Origin of the sequence: Streptococcus cristatus, assembly GCF_003943515.1 — a bacterium.
In the GTDB taxonomy this organism is placed as follows: domain Bacteria; phylum Bacillota; class Bacilli; order Lactobacillales; family Streptococcaceae; genus Streptococcus; species Streptococcus cristatus_D.
This window is the reverse complement of record NZ_RJPT01000001.1, coordinates 1-17,644: the sequence shown is the minus strand read 5'-3', so window position 1 is coordinate 17,644 and position 17,644 is coordinate 1. Positions and strand designations below refer to the sequence as shown.

Genomic DNA, 17,644 nt, shown 5'->3' with positions numbered 1-17,644 from the left:
CATATCCACATGGATTTCACACTTTATTCACATCAGTTTTTTATGGAAAACTTGTTGAATCTATGTATTTTCTAACCTCTATCAACATTTTTTATAAGTTTTCCACAACTTGTGGAAAACTTGTGGATTTTAAGTTATAATTAAGAATAGATTTCTATAATTTTATCAATTGTAATCAAGGAGGAAAATATGAAAAACGCTTCAAATTTCTTTAAAAAATTTTTGTTGCTTTTTATTGTTTTAGTTGTAGGATTTATTGGCGGAAGCCTAGGAAATTTAGCCACTGCATTTGTTAATAATAAAATGGCTAATATCAGTCCTTCTAGCTCAAAGACCACTGTATCAACGTCTTATAAAAACACAACTGACACCACAAAGGCTGTAAAAAAGGTACAAAATGCAGTTGTATCGGTGATTACTTATACCGGTTCTAATCAGGAAGGAGTGATCAATAATGAATCAACCAGTGATCCTCAAGTAGCTAGTGAGGGATCTGGTGTCATTTATAAGAAGGAAGGAAAATATGCCTACCTTGTTACCAATACTCACGTGCTAAATGGAGCAAAAAATCCCGATATTCTACTAGCAGATGGTAGTAAGGTTCCTGGTGAAGTAGTGGGATCAGATGTTTATTCTGATATTTCTGTAGTAAGAATTAGCTCTGAAAAGGTGAAAGATGTAGCTGAATTTGGAGATTCAAATTCCCTGACAGTAGGAGAAACGGCTATTGCCATCGGAAGTCCTCTCGGAACAGAATACGCTAACTCTGTTACACAAGGAATCATCTCTAGTTTGGGTAGAAATGTAACTCTACAATCTGAAGACGGCCAAAATATTTCGACGACTGCCTTGCAAACAGATGCTGCTATCAACCCTGGTAACTCTGGCGGCCCACTCATCAATATCCAAGGGCAAGTTATTGGTATTACGTCCAGCAAAATCTCTCACAATGGTCAAACTGCTGTAGAAGGCATGGGCTTTGCAATTCCATCAAACGATGTTGTCAATATTATCAAGCAACTAGAGAAAAATGGAACAGTCACTCGTCCTGCTCTGGGTATCCAAATGCTTGATTTATCTAATATCGCCACTTCTGACTTAGCAAAATTACGTCTGCCTTCATCGGTAAAATCAGGTATCCTTGTTCGCTCTGTACAAGAAGGAATGCCTGCTGAAAATAAACTTCAGAAATACGACGTCATCACAAAAGTTGACGATAAGGATGTTGAGTCAACCAGTGATTTACAATCTGCTCTCTACAGACACTCTCTAGGGGATGAGTTGAAAGTGACTTACTTTAGAGATGGTAAAGAAGCTACTACAACCATTAAATTGACCAAATCAACCCAGGACTTAAGTGACAACTAATCCTTTACATAATTGTCAACACACCTTTACACGATCGTAAAGGTGTGTTATGCTATATACAAATGGAAAATTATCAATACATACCACTAAAAGACATTCGAACCAATCCTTATCAGCCTAGAAAAAGCTTTTCTCAAGAAAAAATAAATGAATTGGCGGCTTCCATTAAAGAAAATGGAATTATCCAACCCATTATTTTGAGAAAATCTTCCTTATTTGGTTACGAAATTTTAGCAGGTGAAAGACGATTCAGAGCTGCTAAGATTGCTGGCTTAGAAAACATTCCTGCCCTCATTAAAGACCTATCTGACGATGACATGATGAAGCAAGCTATCATCGAGAATTTGCAAAGGGAAGACCTCAATCCGATCGAAGAAGCGGAATCCTATCAACATCTGATTGAGAAAGGTCTGACCCATGAAGAAATTGCAAAAATCATGGGAAAATCTCGTCCTTACATCAGTAATCTTGTCCGCTTGTTACAGCTACCAGCTTTTATGCTGGACGCTGTCAAAGAGGAAATGATTTCGCAAGGGCATGCTCGTCTCCTCATCCCACTCAAAAAGGAAGAACAAGTCTTTTGGCTGGACAAAATCATTCAAGACAATTTATCCGTTCGTGCTCTTGAACTTTCATTACAAAAGACCAAGAAGTCAAAGACTAAGAAGAACAAAGAAATTTTTGCCCATTCAGAAGAAGAAAAACTAAAAAAAATCCTTGGACTTAATGTCTCCATTCAATTAAAAAATTCTTCAAAAGGAAAGATCGTTATTCCTTTTGAAAATGAGGAAGAGTACCAAAGAATTATAAACAGCCTGAAATAGGGCTGTTATTTTCTTTTTTCAAACTAACAGACTTTTCCACCTTTAAAAGCAGCCTAAATTGTTGAAAAATAATGATTTTACCTGTAATTCACAATCTGTGGATAAGTCTTATAAACATTGTTAATTTTTCTCCACAAGTTGTGGAAAACTTAGTCGTTTTATGTTAAAATGAGAGTCGACATAGAGAATAATTTTTTGAAAAGGAGGAGGCAATGACCAAAGAGCAAGAATTTTGGCGAAGAATTTTAGAACTTTCAGCTGCTCAACTAAAACAGACAACCTATGATTTTTTTGTTTCAGAAGCAAAATTAATAGCCATTGAAAATAATCAGGCCACTATCTTTCTGGATAGCCCAGTCAAACAGCTGTTTTGGGAGCAAAACTTAGTGGGCGTTATTCTTACAGCTGGCTTTGAAATTTTTAACGATCAAATCACGGCCAAATACGTCTTTGAAGAAGCAGGACATGATAGTATTTCTAAATATCAGCTGGAAGAACTTCCTGAAAAATCTCCATTTCGGCCAAGTTTGCCGCCAATTGATACTGGACTAAAAGCTAAATATACATTTGATAATTTTGTACAAGGGGACGGAAATATCTGGGCCAAAGCAGCAGCCTTGGCTGTGTCTGAAAATCTAGCAACTACTTATAATCCCCTATTTATCTACGGCGGTCCAGGTCTAGGAAAAACCCACTTACTAAATGCTATTGGCAATCAAATTTTGGAAAATATTCCTGATGCGCGTGTAAAATATATTCCAGCAGAAACCTTTATCAATGACTTTCTGGAGCATCTGAGACTCGGTGACATGGATAATTTCAAAAAAATCTATCGAAGTTTGGATTTGCTCTTGATTGATGATATCCAGTCTCTTGGCGGAAAAAAAGTCTCTACCCAGGAAGAATTCTTCAATACTTTTAACGCCCTGCACGGCGATAACAAGCAGATTGTGCTGACCAGCGATCGCAGTCCAGATCATCTTGATAATTTGGAAGAACGCTTGGTCACGCGCTTCAAATGGGGGCTCACTCAAAATATTACGCCACCTGATTTTGAAACGCGGATTGCCATCCTCCGGAACAAAATCGAAAATCTGGACTATATTTTCCCTAATGATACATTGGAGTACCTCGCCGGACAATTTGACTCGAATGTCCGTGACCTAGAAGGAGCCCTCAATGATATTACGCTTATTGCAAGAGTCCGCAATCTCAAGGAAATTACGATTGATATTGCTGCCGAAGCCATTCGAGCTCGCAAGCAGGATTCTAGTCAGGTAACAGTCATTCCGATTGAAAAAATCCAGTCTGAGGTCGGCAATTTCTATGGCGTTAGTGTCAAGGAAATGAAGGGAAGTCGTCGAGTCCAAAATATCGTTTTGGCTAGACAAGTGGCCATGTATCTAGCCCGCGAACTAACAGACAATAGCCTACCAAAAATCGGACGAGAATTTGGCGGCAAGGACCATACAACAGTCATTCACGCGCATGGAAAAATCAAAAACCGACTCGAAACTGACGATAGCCTGCGACTTGAAATCGAAAATATCAAAAACAAGATAAAATAAGGGTGTGGAAAAGATTGAGCTAATCTTAAGTTTTTTCCACAGGTTGTGAACAAGTCTTAAAACTTGATTTTAGATACTTTGCTCCATTTTTCCACAGCTTCCACAAGAACTACTATTACTATTAACTTAATAATCATAAATAATAAAAGGAGTCCCTATGATTCACTTCTCTATTAATAAAAATTTATTCCTACAAGCTTTGAATACAACTAAAAGAGCTATCAGTACCAAAAACGCTATTCCAATTTTATCAACGGTTAAAATTGATGTAACGAAAGAAGGCATTACATTGATTGGTTCCAATGGTCAAATTTCCATTGAAAACTTCATTTCAGTTCAAAATGAGAATGCTGGGCTCTTGATTACTTCACCAGGTTCGATCCTCCTTGAAGCAAATTTCTTTATCAATGTCATTTCTAGCTTGCCAGATATCGTGCTTGATTTTAAAGAAATTGAGCAAAAACAAATCGTCCTTACCAGCGGCAAGTCAGAAATTACGCTAAAAGGAAAAGATGCAGATCAATACCCACGTATCCAGGAAGTCTCTACCAGCAATCCTTTGGTTTTAGAAACAAAAGTCCTCAAAAACATCATCAATGAGACAGCTTTTGCTGCTAGTACGCAAGAAAGCCGTCCTATTTTGACGGGGGTTCATTTTGTCTTGACAGATAATCAATCCCTCAAAACAGTTGCGACAGACTCTCACCGGATGAGCCAAAAGAGAATTACTTTGGACAAGAAGGGTGACGATTTTGATGTGGTAATTCCTAGCCGGTCTCTGCGTGAATTTACAGCTGTGTTCACAGACGAAATTGAAACAGTAGAGGTTTTCTTTGCCAATAATCAACTTCTCTTTAGAAGTGAAAATATCAGCTTCTATACACGCTTACTGGAAGGAAACTATCCTGACACAGACCGCTTGATTCCGACAGAATTTTCAAGCGTTGTGACCTTTAATACCAATAATTTACGTCATGCCATGGAACGGTCTCGTCTTCTGTCCAATGCGACCCAGAACGGAACAGTGAAACTAGAAATTGTGAAGGGCATTGTCAGCGCTCATGTCCATTCACCAGAAGTTGGACGCGTGAATGAAGAAATTGATACAGAAAGTGTGTCAGGAGAAGATTTGACCATCAGCTTCAATCCTACCTACCTGATCGAAGCGCTAAAGGCAGTCGATAGCGAGAAGGTGACCATCAGCTTTATTTCAGCTGTTCGGCCTTTCACCTTGGTGCCAAGTGAAGATGCTGAAAACTTTATTCAGCTGATCACGCCAGTCCGTACTAATTAGAAGATAAGATTTTAGACAAGGCTGACTCGATCTGCCTTGTCTTATTTTGATCATTTACAAGCCAGCTGACTCTAAACTTGTGGTATAATACAGCTAGGGTTGAGAGAAGCACCAATCTGTATTTCTAAGAGAATAAAAAAAGATTGTCAAAAGGAGAGAAGATGTACGAACTTGGAACTTTTGTAGAAATGAAAAAGCCCCATGCCTGTACCATTAAGTCGACGGGCAAGAAGGCCAATCGTTGGGAAGTCGTCCGCATGGGAGCAGATATCAAGATTCGCTGCAGCAACTGCGAACACGTTGTTATGATGAGCAGATATGATTTTGAAAGAAAAATGAAGAAGGTCATTGAATAGTCTAATTTTAAATGACCCACCTCATCAACAAAGAACGGATAAGACCAAGAAAGTCTTATCCGTTTTCTGCTTTTATTTAAGTTCTTCAAATTTGCCGTCTTTGACTTCTTTATAGCCAGAAGCTTCAAGGGATTTTACCGTTTCTTTATAACTGATATAATTTGCTTTTTGGTCTCCATCTGTTTGGATAAGCTGTTTGCTTTTCAGTTCTGAAATATCTGCCTTGCTAAAATCCATCGTCATCTTTTGCGTCAAATGATCGTCTTTATACTCGATTGTATTAGTAAGTCCTTTAATGTTTTCCAGAGTTTTCATGTAACCTCCAATTTGCTCTTTAGCGGTATCTTTTGTCAATCCGATAGGCTCATAATAGAAAACATTGCTGGTTTCATTTTTCAGCAAATCATCGCCCTTATACTCAAGAGTGATCCGGCTGTCTTGCTTGGTCTTTTGGTCAATCAATTGAAAATAGGATTTTTTAGGACTGCTACTGCAGGCAGCTAAAAAAAGTAAAGTAAACATCGTCAAGAAAGAAAGAACAAAGGTTTTAATTGTCATTTTTTTCATGGCTAACTCCTTTTATAAAAATATTAATTATATTATATCATTTTTTGCAGAAATATTTTCTATTTCTATCCCGAAAGCAGGAAATTTTTCATTCAAATCCGCTGTTTAGGATAAGGATTTATGGTATAATGGTTTGGATTGAAAAGATGAATGGAGAAGATACGAATGGCTTTAACAGCAGGGATTGTGGGACTGCCTAATGTGGGCAAGTCAACTTTATTTAATGCAATTACAAAAGCAGGGGCAGAAGCTGCTAACTACCCTTTTGCAACCATTGATCCAAATGTCGGTCGGGTAGAAGTGCCAGATGCTCGTTTGGACAAATTAACAGAATTGATTAAACCTCAAAAGAAGGTTCCCACTACATTTGAGTTTACAGATATTGCAGGTATTGTAAAGGGAGCTTCAAAAGGAGAAGGACTAGGAAATAAATTCTTGGCCAATATCCGTGAAGTGGATGCTATCGTCCATGTAGTTCGTGCCTTTGATGATGAAAATGTCATGCGGGAACAGGGCCGTGAGTCTGACTTTGTCGACCCCATGGCTGATATTGAGACCATCAATCTAGAGCTTATTTTGGCCGATCTGGAAAGCATTAACAAACGCTATGCGCGTGTTGAGAAGATGGCTCGTACCCAGAAGGATAAGGACTCTGTTGCAGAATTTAATGTTTTGCAGAAAATCAAACCTGTTCTGGAAGATGGTCTGTCAGCTCGGACAGTTGAATTTACAGAAGAAGAGCAAAAAATAGTCAAAGGCCTTTTTCTTTTAACGACTAAGCCAGTTCTCTATGTGGCCAATGTCGGTGAAGATGAGGTGGCTGATCCAGACAATATTGACTATGTAAAGCAGATTCGTGAATTTGCTGCTACAGAAAATGCTGAGGTTGTTGTCATCTCAGCGCGTGCAGAGGAAGAAATTTCTGAACTGGATGATGAAGACAAGGCAGAATTTTTGGAAGCTATCGGCTTGACAGAGTCAGGTGTAGACAAATTGACACGTGCAGCCTATCATCTATTGGGACTTGGAACCTACTTTACTGCTGGTGAAAAGGAAGTCCGGGCTTGGACCTTTAAGCGTGGCATGAAAGCTCCTCAAGCAGCTGGTATTATCCACTCAGACTTTGAGAAAGGTTTCATCCGTGCAGTGACTATGTCTTATGATGATTTAGTGAAATATGGATCTGAAAAGGCTGTAAAAGAAGCTGGACGCTTACGTGAAGAAGGAAAAGAGTATATCGTTCAAGATGGCGATATTATGGAATTCCGCTTTAACGTGTAAATTAAGTGTAAAGTTAAAATACATAGGTTGGAAAGGAATTTCCAGCCCTTTTGGCTTTTATAAAGGAGTAAAATGACAAAATTAATTGTTGGATTAGGAAATCCAGGAGATAAATATTTTGAGACCAAACATAATGTTGGCTTTATGTTAGTTGACAAAATGTGTAAAGAATTAAATCTAAAGTTTACAGCAGATAAGATTTTTCAAGCAGACATTGCTTCAACTTTCTTGAATGGGGAAAAAGTCTATTTTGTAAAACCGACTACTTTTATGAATGAAAGTGGGAAAGCAGTCCATGCCCTGCTCACTTACTACGGCTTAGATATAGATGACTTACTCGTTATCTATGATGATCTGGATATGGAAGTTGGGAAAATCCGCCTTCGTACCAAAGGTTCAGCTGGCGGGCACAATGGCATTAAGTCCATCATTAAACATATTGGAACACAGGAATTCAAGCGAGTAAAAATTGGCATTGGAAGACCGAAAAATAATATGTCAGTTATTCATCATGTTTTAGGTAAATTTGATAAGGAAGACTATATTAGTATTTTAAACACATTAGAAAAAGTTGACAGTGCTGTAAACTATTATTTACAAACTGAGAATTTTGAGCAGACTATGCAACAATATAATGGATAAGAAAATGACACTACTTGATCTATTTGGTCGAAACCAACAAATTGTAGACTGGAAGAAACAATTGCAAAAAAAGACCCGTCAGTTAGTGATGGGACTTTCAGCTTCAACAAAGGCTTTAGCGATTGCTAGTAGCTTAGAAGAGCAGGAGAAAATCTTAGTCATCACTTCTAGTCAAAACGAAGCAGAGCGTCTAGCTAGTGACTTGATTTCTTTGTTGGGGGAGGAAAAAGTCTATACTTTCTTGGCAGATGATACCCCTTTGGCTGAGTTTGTTTTTTCATCGCAAGAAAAAATATTTGCCAGATTAGAAGCCATGAATTTTTTATCAGACAAAGAGAAAAATGGGATTCTAATCATCAATTTTGCAGCCAGTCGTTTATTCTTGCCCCAGCCTGATATTTTTAAACAATCTGAGCTTATTCTTTCTGTTACTGAAGAATATAACCTTGACAACCTAGTAAAGTCCTTGTCAAGTAATGGTTATAAAAAGGTTTCTCAGGTTCTCAGTCAAGGAGAGTACAGTCTGAGAGGGGATATTCTAGATATTTTTGAACGCTCGGCTCAATATCCTTATCGGATAGAGTTTTTTGGAGATGAGATTGATGGCATAAGGATTTTCAATCCTGAAAATCAACTTTCTCTTGAAAATGTGGAACAGATTTTGATAGAGCCTGTTACAGATCTTCTATTAACAGAAGAAGATTATGCAAGAGGACAGAAAAATCTTGAAGCGTCACTTTCTACGGTTCTTGATCCTTCTTTAAAATCCTATTTAGAAGAAGTATTAAGCTCTGTTAGAGAGCAATATCATCATGCAGATATTCGTAAATTTCTTTCCTTTTTCTATCAGAAAGAATGGACCATTTTAGACTATTTGCCAAGGCACACTCCTATATTTTTTGATGATTTTCAAAAGATAATGGACAAGCATGCACAGTTTGAATTAGAAGTTGCGAATATCTTGACAGATGATTTACAAAATAGTAAAGCATTGTCAAATCAACAATACTTTGCAAATAACTATCAGGACTATCGTAAATATAAACCTGCTACATTTTTTTCTAACTTCCATAAAGGATTGGGAAATCTAAAATTTGATGCACTTTATCAATTCAATCAATATCCAATGCAGGAATTTTTTAGTCAGTTCTCTCTCTTAAAAGAAGAAATTAATCGCTTTAGGAAATCGGACTATACGGTAGTCTTGCAGGCAAATTCGGCTTCAAGTTTACAAAATTTACATAAAACTTTACAGGATTATGAGATTCATTTAGATTACATCAAGGACAAAGACATCCATGAAAAAGCTGTCCAGCTCATAGAAGGAAATATAGTTCAAGGATTTAATTTTGTAGATGAAAAAATCGTTTTGATTACTGAACATGAGATGATTCAGAAAAAAATCAAACGTAGGATTCGTCGTCAAAATATTTCTAATGCTGAAAGGCTGAAAGACTATAATGAGCTGGAAAAAGGCGATTATGTGGTTCATAATATTCACGGTATTGGTCGCTATTTAGGAATTGAAACGATTGAAGTTTCAGGAGTTCATCGGGATTATTTGACGATTCAGTATCAGAATGCGGATCGTATCTCTATTCCAGTGGATCAAATCAACCTTCTATCTAAATATGTAGCTAGCGATGGAAAAGCACCTAAAATTAACAAGTTAAATGATGGGCGTTTCCAAAAAACAAAGCAAAAAGTACAACATCAGGTTGAAGACATTGCCGATGACCTTATTAAATTATATGCAGAGCGTAGTCAATTAAAAGGTTTCCAATTTTCTAGTGACGACCAGCATCAAGTAGAGTTTGACAATGCCTTTCCGTATGTGGAAACAGATGATCAGCTCAGAAGCATTCAGGAAATCAAGAAGGATATGGAGAGCGACCGTCCAATGGATCGACTCTTGGTTGGCGATGTTGGTTTTGGGAAGACAGAGGTGGCTATGAGGGCTGCTTTTAAGGCTGTCAACGATCATAAACAGGTGGCTATCTTGGTTCCGACCACTGTTTTAGCTCAGCAACACTACACAAATTTTAAAGAACGTTTCAATGATTTTGCAGTGAATGTCGATGTTCTCAGTCGTTTTAGAAGTAAAGGGGAGCAAAAAGAGACTCTGGAAAAATTGGAAAAAGGGCAGATTGATATTATTATCGGTACCCATCGCCTCCTATCAGCAGATGTAAAATTCTCCGATTTGGGGCTACTGGTGATAGATGAAGAGCAGCGTTTTGGTGTCAAGCATAAGGAAAAGTTGAAGGAACTAAAAAAGAAGGTTGATGTGCTAACCTTGACGGCCACTCCTATTCCACGAACCCTCCATATGTCGATGTTGGGAATTCGAGATTTATCGGTCATTGAAACACCACCGACAAATCGTTATCCAGTCCAAACCTATGTTTTAGAGAATAATAGGACGGTTATTCGGGATGCGGTTTTACGTGAAATAGACCGAGGCGGACAAGTTTACTACCTTTACAATAAAGTTGACACCATTGAGCAAAAAGTTTCAGAATTAAAAGAGTTGATTCCAGAGGCTTCAATTGGTTACGTTCATGGACAGATGACCGAGGTGCGTTTAGAAAATACCTTATTAGACTTTGTTAATGGTGAATATGATATTTTAGTCACAACAACGATTATTGAAACAGGTGTCGATATTCCAAATGCAAATACTCTCTTTATCGAAAATGCTGACCATATGGGTCTGTCAACCTTGTATCAACTTCGTGGTCGAGTTGGCCGCAGTAATCGAATAGCTTATGCCTATCTTATGTACCGACCAGATAAAACTCTAACTGAAGTTTCAGAAAAAAGACTAGAAGCCATTAAAGGATTTACTGAGCTAGGATCTGGATTCAAGATTGCTATGAGGGATTTGTCTATCCGAGGAGCAGGAAATATTTTAGGAAGTTCACAGTCAGGTTTTATTGATTCTGTAGGATTTGAAATGTATTCTCAACTTTTGGAAGAGGCCATTGCTAAGAAGCAAGGTAAGGAAACCAAGCGCCAAAAAAGTAACGCTGAAATCAATCTTCAAATTGATGCCTATCTTCCAAGTAATTATATTTCTGATGAGCGTCAAAAAATTGAGGTTTACAAGAGAATTCGAGAAATTGACAGTCGTGTAAATTATGAACATCTGCAAGATGAATTGATCGATCGCTTTGGAGAATATCCGGACGTAGTGGCTTATCTACTAGAGATTGGCTTAGTCAAGTCCTATCTTGATCAGGCTTTTGTGGCACTTGTTGAGCGGAAGCAAGAATCTGTCATCATTCGTTTTGAAAAAATTTCTCAGCAAATCTATCTGACCCAGGATTATTTTGAAGCTATATCAACGACAAATCTAAAGGCTCGAATTGGAGAGCAGAAAGGTTTGATTGAAGTCGTTTTTGATGTTCGGAATAAAAAAGATTTCGAGATTTTGGAAAACTTGCTGAACTTTGGTGAAAAACTGGTAGAAATCAAGAATCGAAAAGCTGAATAAACATTACAATTCGGTAAAATTTCAGCTTTTTAGCTTTGTTTCTTTCAAAAGAATGATAGAATATTAAGAGAAAATCGAGGAAAAGACTATGAGATTAGACAAATATTTAAAGGTATCACGCATTATCAAGCGGCGCCCTGTAGCTAAAGAGGTAGCAGATAAAGGTCGTATCAAGGTAAATGGAATCTTGGCAAAAAGTTCGACAGATTTGAAAATCAATGATCAAATTGAAGTTCGTTTTGGCAATAAGCTGTTAACAGTGCGGGTGCTAGAAATGAAAGACAGCACCAAAAAAGAAGATGCTGCTAAAATGTATGAAATTATCAGTGAGACAAGGATTGAAGAAAATGTCTAGAAATATTGTTCAAATAAATAATCGCTTTATCCAAGATGAAAATCAGCGTCGCAGATACCTCGATGAGGAGCGTCGGAAACGAAATCGTTTTATGGGATGGGTTCTAATTTTAGTCATGCTACTTTTTATTCTTCCAGCCTATAATTTATATCAAAGTTACGAAACTTTACTTAATCGTCGTGCTCAATATGCACAACTACAAAAAAAATATGAAAAATTAGGTGAAGAAAAGAGATATCAATCTGATATTGCAACCAAGTTGAAAGATGACAGCTATGCTGCCAAATATGCTCGTGCCAAGTATTCTTTTTCAAAAGAAGGAGAATACATTTACACAACACCAGATTTATTACCACAATAATCATGGAAAATTTACTTCAAAATATAGAGAAATTTTTATCTTTTTCGGATGAAAAACTAGCAGAATTATCCGAAAAGAATCAAGCTTTAAAACTTCAAGAAACAAAAAAGGAAAGGGGAGGTCATGCGTAAGTTACTTTTGCTGATATTTTTACTGCCAGCCTTATGGAGCAGTCAAACAGCAATCAGTACTGAAAAGGAACTTGTTTTAGACGAAGAAGAAAAGTATCAGCTGACAGGTACAGCTTATGGCCGTTATCATACGAGTATCCCTACAAATCCTAATGTTTATGAAGAAACACCTACTTTTACAGATGCTACTTTGACTAAGGTAGCTGGGAAACTTTTGCCAGATCAGCCACTACAGCTGACAGAGTTGCACGTGAATGAGGCTGGGATTCCTATCTTTAAATTAAAGAATGGCCAGTTTGTAATTGCAGATAAGAATAGCATTTATGAGGATACGGTTCAGTCTATCACAGATGTTAAACAGGAAAGATGGCTGGGCCCTAACTATATGCTCTACGATACTATCCCGATCAATTCTTCTAAAAAGATTGCAGCTAAACTACCTGCTTATAGCAAAGTAAAGGTGGCACAAATTGCTCAAACAGCTAAGGGAGAATATGCTAAAATTGAAGGTCAAGGTTGGGTTTCTGTTGATTTTCTTTCCCAAGAAGATAATCGAATGGAAAAGGTTCAGGAGCTTCTAAATTCTAAGTACAAAAAAGCTGACTTTTCTATTTATGTAAAACAGCTAGAAACGGGCAAAGAAGCAGGCATTAATCCAGATCAACAGATGTACTCAGCCAGTGTTACGAAAATTCCTTATCTTTATTATGCGCAGGAGCAACTGAACAATCATAGCCTTTCCTTGGATAAAAAGTTAAAATATACAGCAGCTGTCAATGATTTTGCAGGTGCCTACGACCCTGAGGGAAGCGGTAGTATTTCCAAATCAGCAAATGACAAGGAATATTCTGTGCAGGACTTAATCAATGGTGTAGCAAAAGAGTCGGATAATGTTGCTCACAATATCCTTGCCTACTATACAAGCAATCAATCTGATAGTCAATTTCAAAATACTATTGAAAAAATTGCGGGCAAGAAGTGGGATGTGGAAAGCAGACAAGCTTCAGCTCGAATGGCAGGAAATGTTATGGAAGCCATTTATAAGCAAAATGGCATGATTATCGATGCTTTATCTCAGACAAATTATGACAATCAGCGAATTTCTAAAAACATCAATGCAAAAGTTGCCCATAAAATTGGTGATGCTTACGACTTCAAGCATGATGTCGCTATTGTATATGCGGATTCGCCGTTTATCATTGCCATTCTCACGAATAATTCGGATTACGATACAATTTCTAAAATTGCAGATGATGTGTACGGAGTTCTGAAATGATCGATCAGAAGTTTCGCAAACAAATGCAGGAAAAGCGGTATTTTCAAAATCATCGAAAAGTGCTGGTAGCAGTTTCTGGTGGCTTGGATTCGATGACCTTGTTCCATCTTTTGTACAAAAACAGGGAAGAGCTAGAGATTGAGCTGGGGATAGCGCATGTCAACCACAAGCAACGTCCAGAGTCAAATATGGAAGAAAAAGAGCTGTCAAATTTTGCCCAGAGACTTGGTGTGAAATTTTTCAGCTCAAATTTTTCAGGTAATTTTTCTGAGGAAAAAGCTCGGCGATTTCGCTATCGTTTTTTTGAAGAAATCATGTTGACAGAAGGCTACACGGTATTGGTAACGGCTCATCATGCTGATGATCAGGCCGAGACAGTGTTTATGAGATTATTAAGAGGAGCAAGACTGCGCCACTTGTCTGGAATGACCGAGGTTCAACCCTTTGCAAACGGGGAATTAATCCGACCTTTGCTTCATTTTCATAAGCAAGATTTCCCTGATATTTTGCATTTTGAAGATAAGAGCAATCTTCAAAATGACTATCTCAGAAATCGTATCCGCAATCTTTATCTTCCCAGTCTTGAAAAGGAAAATCCACGCTTTAAGGATTCACTGATTTCTTTGGGGAAAGAAGTTGAGAACTTACAGACAGCTCTGTCTCATCTGACGCAGGGATTGGACGTTACAAATCTTGAAGTGTTTGAGCGGCAAATTCCAGAAGTTCAAAATTTCCTTCTGCAGGAGTATTTGAAGAAATTTCCTTCATTAGATATAAATAAAAAGCAATTTGAAGAAATCTTAGGAATCTTACGAACCAAGGCTAATTACATCCACCCTTTAAAGGATGGATATGAGTTGGTGAAGGATTATAAGCACTTTGAAATCAGAAAAATCAGTCGTAAGTCTGATTTGAAAGTGGACTCAATTCTGTTAGAATGTGGTAATCAACTTCAATTTTGGGACTATCAATTCTCACTTGGCACTCCTTTGGAGGGTGAAAATGTTCAAGCGATTGCAGTTTCACGTGAAACACCACTTCTTTTACGTCGCAGGAAAACAGGCGATTGTCTTCGTTTGAAGGGACATCACAAAAAACTTCGTCGACTATTCATTGATCAAAAAATTCCATTTGAAGAACGAGAAAAAGCGATTGTTGTTGAGCAAAATCAGCAGATCTTGGCAATTGTAAATATCGCTATCAGTGATTTGAGTAAGAAATTAAAAAGTGATATAATGAGTACTGTACTTTATATTCAGAAATTAGATAGGTGAAATTATGCTAGAACAAGATATTAAAAAAGTATTGGTTTCTCATGAGGAAATCGTAGCAGCGGCAAAAAAATTGGGCCAACAGCTGACAGTAGACTATCAAGGTAAAAAGCCTATTTTTGTAGGAATTTTGAAGGGATCAGTTCCTTTTATGGCCGAATTAATCAAACATGTGGATACAGATATTGAATTAGATTTTATGCTGGTGTCTAGTTACCATGGCGGTACAACTAGTAGTGGCGTGATTAATATTATCAAAGATATTGATCAAGATATTACGGGTCGTGATATTCTTTTTGTCGAAGATATTATCGATACTGGCCAAACTTTGAAGAATTTGTGTAATTTGTTCAAAGAAAGAAATGCAGCTTCTGTAAAAATTGCTACGTTGTTGGATAAGCCAGAAGGACGCATTGTTGATATTGAGGCAGACTATACTTGCTTTACAATTCCAAATGAATTTGTAGTAGGTTACGGACTAGATTATGATGAGTATTATCGCAATCTTCCTTATGTAGGTGTCTTGAAAGAAGAAGTTTATACAAAATAAAGGTTTACTAGATATAAATGAAAAATAAACAAAATAATGGTTTTATAAAAAATCCTTTTCTCTATATTCTAATTATTGTAGTCCTTGTTACAGGTTTTCAGTATTTCTTTACAGGAAGTGCGACAGGTCGTAGCCAGCAAATCAACTACAGCCAATTAGTAAAAGAAATCCAAAATAATAATGTTACAGAGATGAGCTACCAGCCAAATGGTAGTATTATCGAGGTATCAGGTACTTATAAAAAACCTAAAGAATCAAAAGATACGACAGGAATCCTGTTTTTCAGTCCGGAAATCTCAAAAGTTAGCAGATTTACTAGTGTTGTTTTGCCATCAGATACAACAGTTTCTGATTTGCAAAAGCTAGCTGCTGAGCATGAGACAGAAGTAACTATTAAGCGTGAAAGCTCCAGTGGAATGTGGATTAATCTTTTGATTTCCTTGGTTCCATTTATCATCATCGCCTTCATCTTTATGTCTATGATGAATCAAGGCGGTGGCGGTGCTCGTGGTGCTATGAATTTTGGACGCAACAAAGCTCGTGCGGCCAATAAAGAAGATATCAAAGTACGCTTCTCAGATGTCGCTGGTGCAGAAGAGGAAAAACAAGAACTTGTTGAAGTTGTTGAATTCCTGAAAGATCCAAAACGTTATACTAAGCTGGGTGCTCGTATTCCAGCAGGTGTCCTTCTTGAGGGTCCTCCGGGGACTGGTAAGACCTTGCTTGCCAAGGCAGTTGCTGGTGAAGCAGGTGTTCCTTTCTTCAGCATCTCAGGTTCTGACTTTGTTGAAATGTTTGTCGGTGTCGGAGCAAGCCGTGTTCGTTCTCTATTTGAAGATGCGAAAAAAGCGGCTCCTGCTATTATCTTCATAGATGAAATTGATGCCGTCGGTCGTCAGCGTGGTGTTGGCCTCGGTGGCGGTAATGATGAACGTGAACAAACCCTTAATCAGCTCTTGATTGAAATGGATGGTTTTGAAGGCAATGAAGGAATCATTATCATTGCGGCTACTAACCGTTCGGATGTTCTTGATCCAGCTCTTCTACGTCCAGGTCGTTTTGACAGAAAAGTTTTAGTTGGTCGCCCTGATGTGAAAGGTCGGGAAGCTATTCTTCGCGTTCATGCTAAGAATAAACCGCTGGCTAAAAATGTTGATTTGAAACTAGTTGCTCAGCAGACACCTGGCTTTGTTGGTGCTGATTTGGAAAATGTCTTGAATGAAGCAGCTCTAGTTGCAGCTCGTCGTAACAAAAAAGTCATCGATGCCGATGATATTGATGAAGCAGAAGACAGAGTAATCGCAGGACCGTCTAAGAAAGATAAAACCGTTTCAGAGCGCGATCGTCAGATTGTCGCTTACCATGAAGCGGGGCATACGATTGTCGGACTTGTTTTGTCCAATGCGCGTGTCGTACACAAGGTAACTATTGTGCCTCGTGGACGCGCTGGCGGATATATGATTGCCCTGCCTAAGGAAGACCAAATGCTTCTATCTAAAGAAGATATGAAAGAGCAATTGGCTGGTCTCATGGGTGGTCGTGTAGCTGAAGAGATTATCTTTAATGTCCAAACTACAGGAGCCTCCAATGACTTTGAACAAGCTACACAGATGGCGCGTGCAATGGTCACTGAATACGGTATGAGTGAAAAACTTGGCCCAGTCCAATACGAAGGTAACCATGCTATGTTTGGTGCACAAAGTCCTCAAAAATCAATTTCAGAACAAACAGCCTATGAGATTGATGAGGAAGTTCGTTCATTACTAAATGAAGCACGAAACAAAGCAGCTGAGATTATTCAAGCAAATCGTGAAACCCATAAATTGATTGCAGAAGCATTACTTAAATATGAAACGCTTGATAGCACCCAAATTAAATCTCTCTATGAAACAGGTCATATGCCAGAAGAATCTGAAAAAGATTTGGAACGAGAAGCACATGCCCTTTCCTATGATGAAATAAAATCCAAAATGGAAGAAAATTAAGAGATGCTTTTCTTATTAAATAGCTTGATTACTAATTGTGTAATCAAGCTATTTTTTTATTCTTTAAAGCCTAACATGTCATAAAATGTCCCTGAGATGTCGGAATTATTTGCGTTAGGAACCAGTTGGGGCAAAAAATAGACAGGATAGGGACAGGGACACTAAAGAAGAATATTTTCTTGTAGAATCATATTATCAAAGGAAAAGGAGATAACATGAACTTCAAGGAACGCTATGAGAAAGTGCAGTGGATCGTCCGCCGCTGTGCACGGGATTATTATGTACATTTATGGGAGAATAGTGACTGGGAACAAGAAGG

At 37.9% G+C, this 17,644-nt stretch carries 16 protein-coding genes and 1 pseudogene; 16 read left to right on the top strand and 1 reads right to left on the bottom strand.

Annotation, left to right across the window (positions count from 1 at the left end):
* Positions 1-189: 189 nt before the first annotated feature.
* The 5 genes from htrA (at position 190) to D8791_RS00065 (ending at position 5,410) form a co-directional block, all read left to right on the top strand.
* Complete coding sequence (htrA, locus tag D8791_RS00085) at positions 190-1,368, top strand: serine protease HtrA (protein ID WP_125445848.1); 1,179 nt, start codon at positions 190-192, stop codon at positions 1,366-1,368.
* Between the two features lie 62 nt (positions 1,369-1,430).
* Complete coding sequence (locus D8791_RS00080) at positions 1,431-2,192, top strand: ParB/RepB/Spo0J family partition protein (RefSeq protein WP_125445847.1); 762 nt, start codon at positions 1,431-1,433, stop codon at positions 2,190-2,192.
* A gap of 212 nt (positions 2,193-2,404) precedes the next feature.
* Entirely contained in the window at positions 2,405-3,760 is a 1,356-nt protein-coding gene (gene dnaA, locus D8791_RS00075; protein ID WP_125445846.1) for a chromosomal replication initiator protein DnaA, read from the top strand.
* A gap of 157 nt (positions 3,761-3,917) precedes the next feature.
* Positions 3,918-5,054, top strand: coding sequence for a DNA polymerase III subunit beta (gene dnaN / locus D8791_RS00070; RefSeq protein WP_125445845.1), 1,137 nt, complete (start codon positions 3,918-3,920; stop codon positions 5,052-5,054).
* A gap of 161 nt (positions 5,055-5,215) precedes the next feature.
* Positions 5,216-5,410, top strand: a complete 195-nt coding sequence (locus D8791_RS00065) for a DUF951 domain-containing protein (protein WP_005591376.1) — start codon at positions 5,216-5,218, stop codon at positions 5,408-5,410.
* A gap of 72 nt (positions 5,411-5,482) precedes the next feature.
* Here the strand turns inward: D8791_RS00065 and D8791_RS00060 are convergent, their stop codons facing one another.
* The gene (locus tag D8791_RS00060) at positions 5,483-5,977 is read right to left on the bottom strand and encodes a DUF1307 domain-containing protein (protein WP_125445844.1); all 495 of its coding nucleotides are present in this window, start codon (positions 5,975-5,977) and stop codon (positions 5,483-5,485) included.
* A gap of 165 nt (positions 5,978-6,142) precedes the next feature.
* Between D8791_RS00060 and ychF the strand changes: the two genes are divergently transcribed.
* The 11 genes and pseudogenes from ychF to D8791_RS10540 form a co-directional block, all read left to right on the top strand.
* A complete protein-coding gene (gene ychF / locus D8791_RS00055; RefSeq protein ID WP_062004601.1) occupies positions 6,143-7,258 on the top strand; it encodes a redox-regulated ATPase YchF in 1,116 nt (371 codons plus the stop codon).
* 72 nt (positions 7,259-7,330) lie between these two features.
* Entirely contained in the window at positions 7,331-7,900 is a 570-nt protein-coding gene (gene pth, locus D8791_RS00050) for an aminoacyl-tRNA hydrolase (RefSeq protein ID WP_125445843.1), read from the top strand.
* Positions 7,893-11,396 carry a transcription-repair coupling factor gene (gene mfd, locus D8791_RS00045; protein ID WP_125445842.1) on the top strand — a complete coding sequence of 1,168 codons (3,504 nt, stop codon included), beginning with the start codon at positions 7,893-7,895 and terminating at the stop codon, positions 11,394-11,396. Before pth ends, mfd begins: the two co-directional genes overlap by 8 nt.
* A gap of 88 nt (positions 11,397-11,484) precedes the next feature.
* Positions 11,485-11,751, top strand: coding sequence for an RNA-binding S4 domain-containing protein (locus D8791_RS00040; protein WP_005591371.1), 267 nt, complete (start codon positions 11,485-11,487; stop codon positions 11,749-11,751).
* On the top strand, positions 11,744-12,112 hold the full coding sequence (locus D8791_RS00035; RefSeq protein ID WP_125383185.1) for an FtsB family cell division protein: 369 nt from the start codon (positions 11,744-11,746) through the stop codon (positions 12,110-12,112). The genes D8791_RS00040 and D8791_RS00035 overlap by 8 nt, the downstream gene beginning before the upstream one ends.
* A 2-nt stretch (positions 12,113-12,114) precedes the next feature.
* On the top strand, positions 12,115-12,243 hold the full coding sequence (locus tag D8791_RS10545; protein ID WP_125372373.1) for an SP_0009 family protein: 129 nt from the start codon (positions 12,115-12,117) through the stop codon (positions 12,241-12,243).
* Positions 12,236-13,519: a serine hydrolase gene (locus D8791_RS00025; protein ID WP_125445841.1), complete on the top strand. Its 1,284-nt coding sequence runs from the start codon at positions 12,236-12,238 to the stop codon at positions 13,517-13,519. The genes D8791_RS10545 and D8791_RS00025 overlap by 8 nt, the downstream gene beginning before the upstream one ends.
* Positions 13,516-14,793, top strand: a complete 1,278-nt coding sequence (tilS, locus tag D8791_RS00020) for a tRNA lysidine(34) synthetase TilS (RefSeq protein ID WP_125445840.1) — start codon at positions 13,516-13,518, stop codon at positions 14,791-14,793. The genes D8791_RS00025 and tilS overlap by 4 nt, the downstream gene beginning before the upstream one ends.
* 4 nt (positions 14,794-14,797) lie before the next feature.
* Entirely contained in the window at positions 14,798-15,340 is a 543-nt protein-coding gene (gene hpt, locus D8791_RS00015) for a hypoxanthine phosphoribosyltransferase (RefSeq protein ID WP_045499858.1), read from the top strand.
* Positions 15,341-15,357: 17 nt separating this feature from the next.
* Complete coding sequence (gene ftsH / locus D8791_RS00010) at positions 15,358-17,325, top strand: ATP-dependent zinc metalloprotease FtsH (protein ID WP_048765822.1); 1,968 nt, start codon at positions 15,358-15,360, stop codon at positions 17,323-17,325.
* Between the two features lie 215 nt (positions 17,326-17,540).
* A pseudogene (locus tag D8791_RS10540) lies at positions 17,541-17,644 on the top strand (sigma-70 family RNA polymerase sigma factor); the annotation flags it as partial.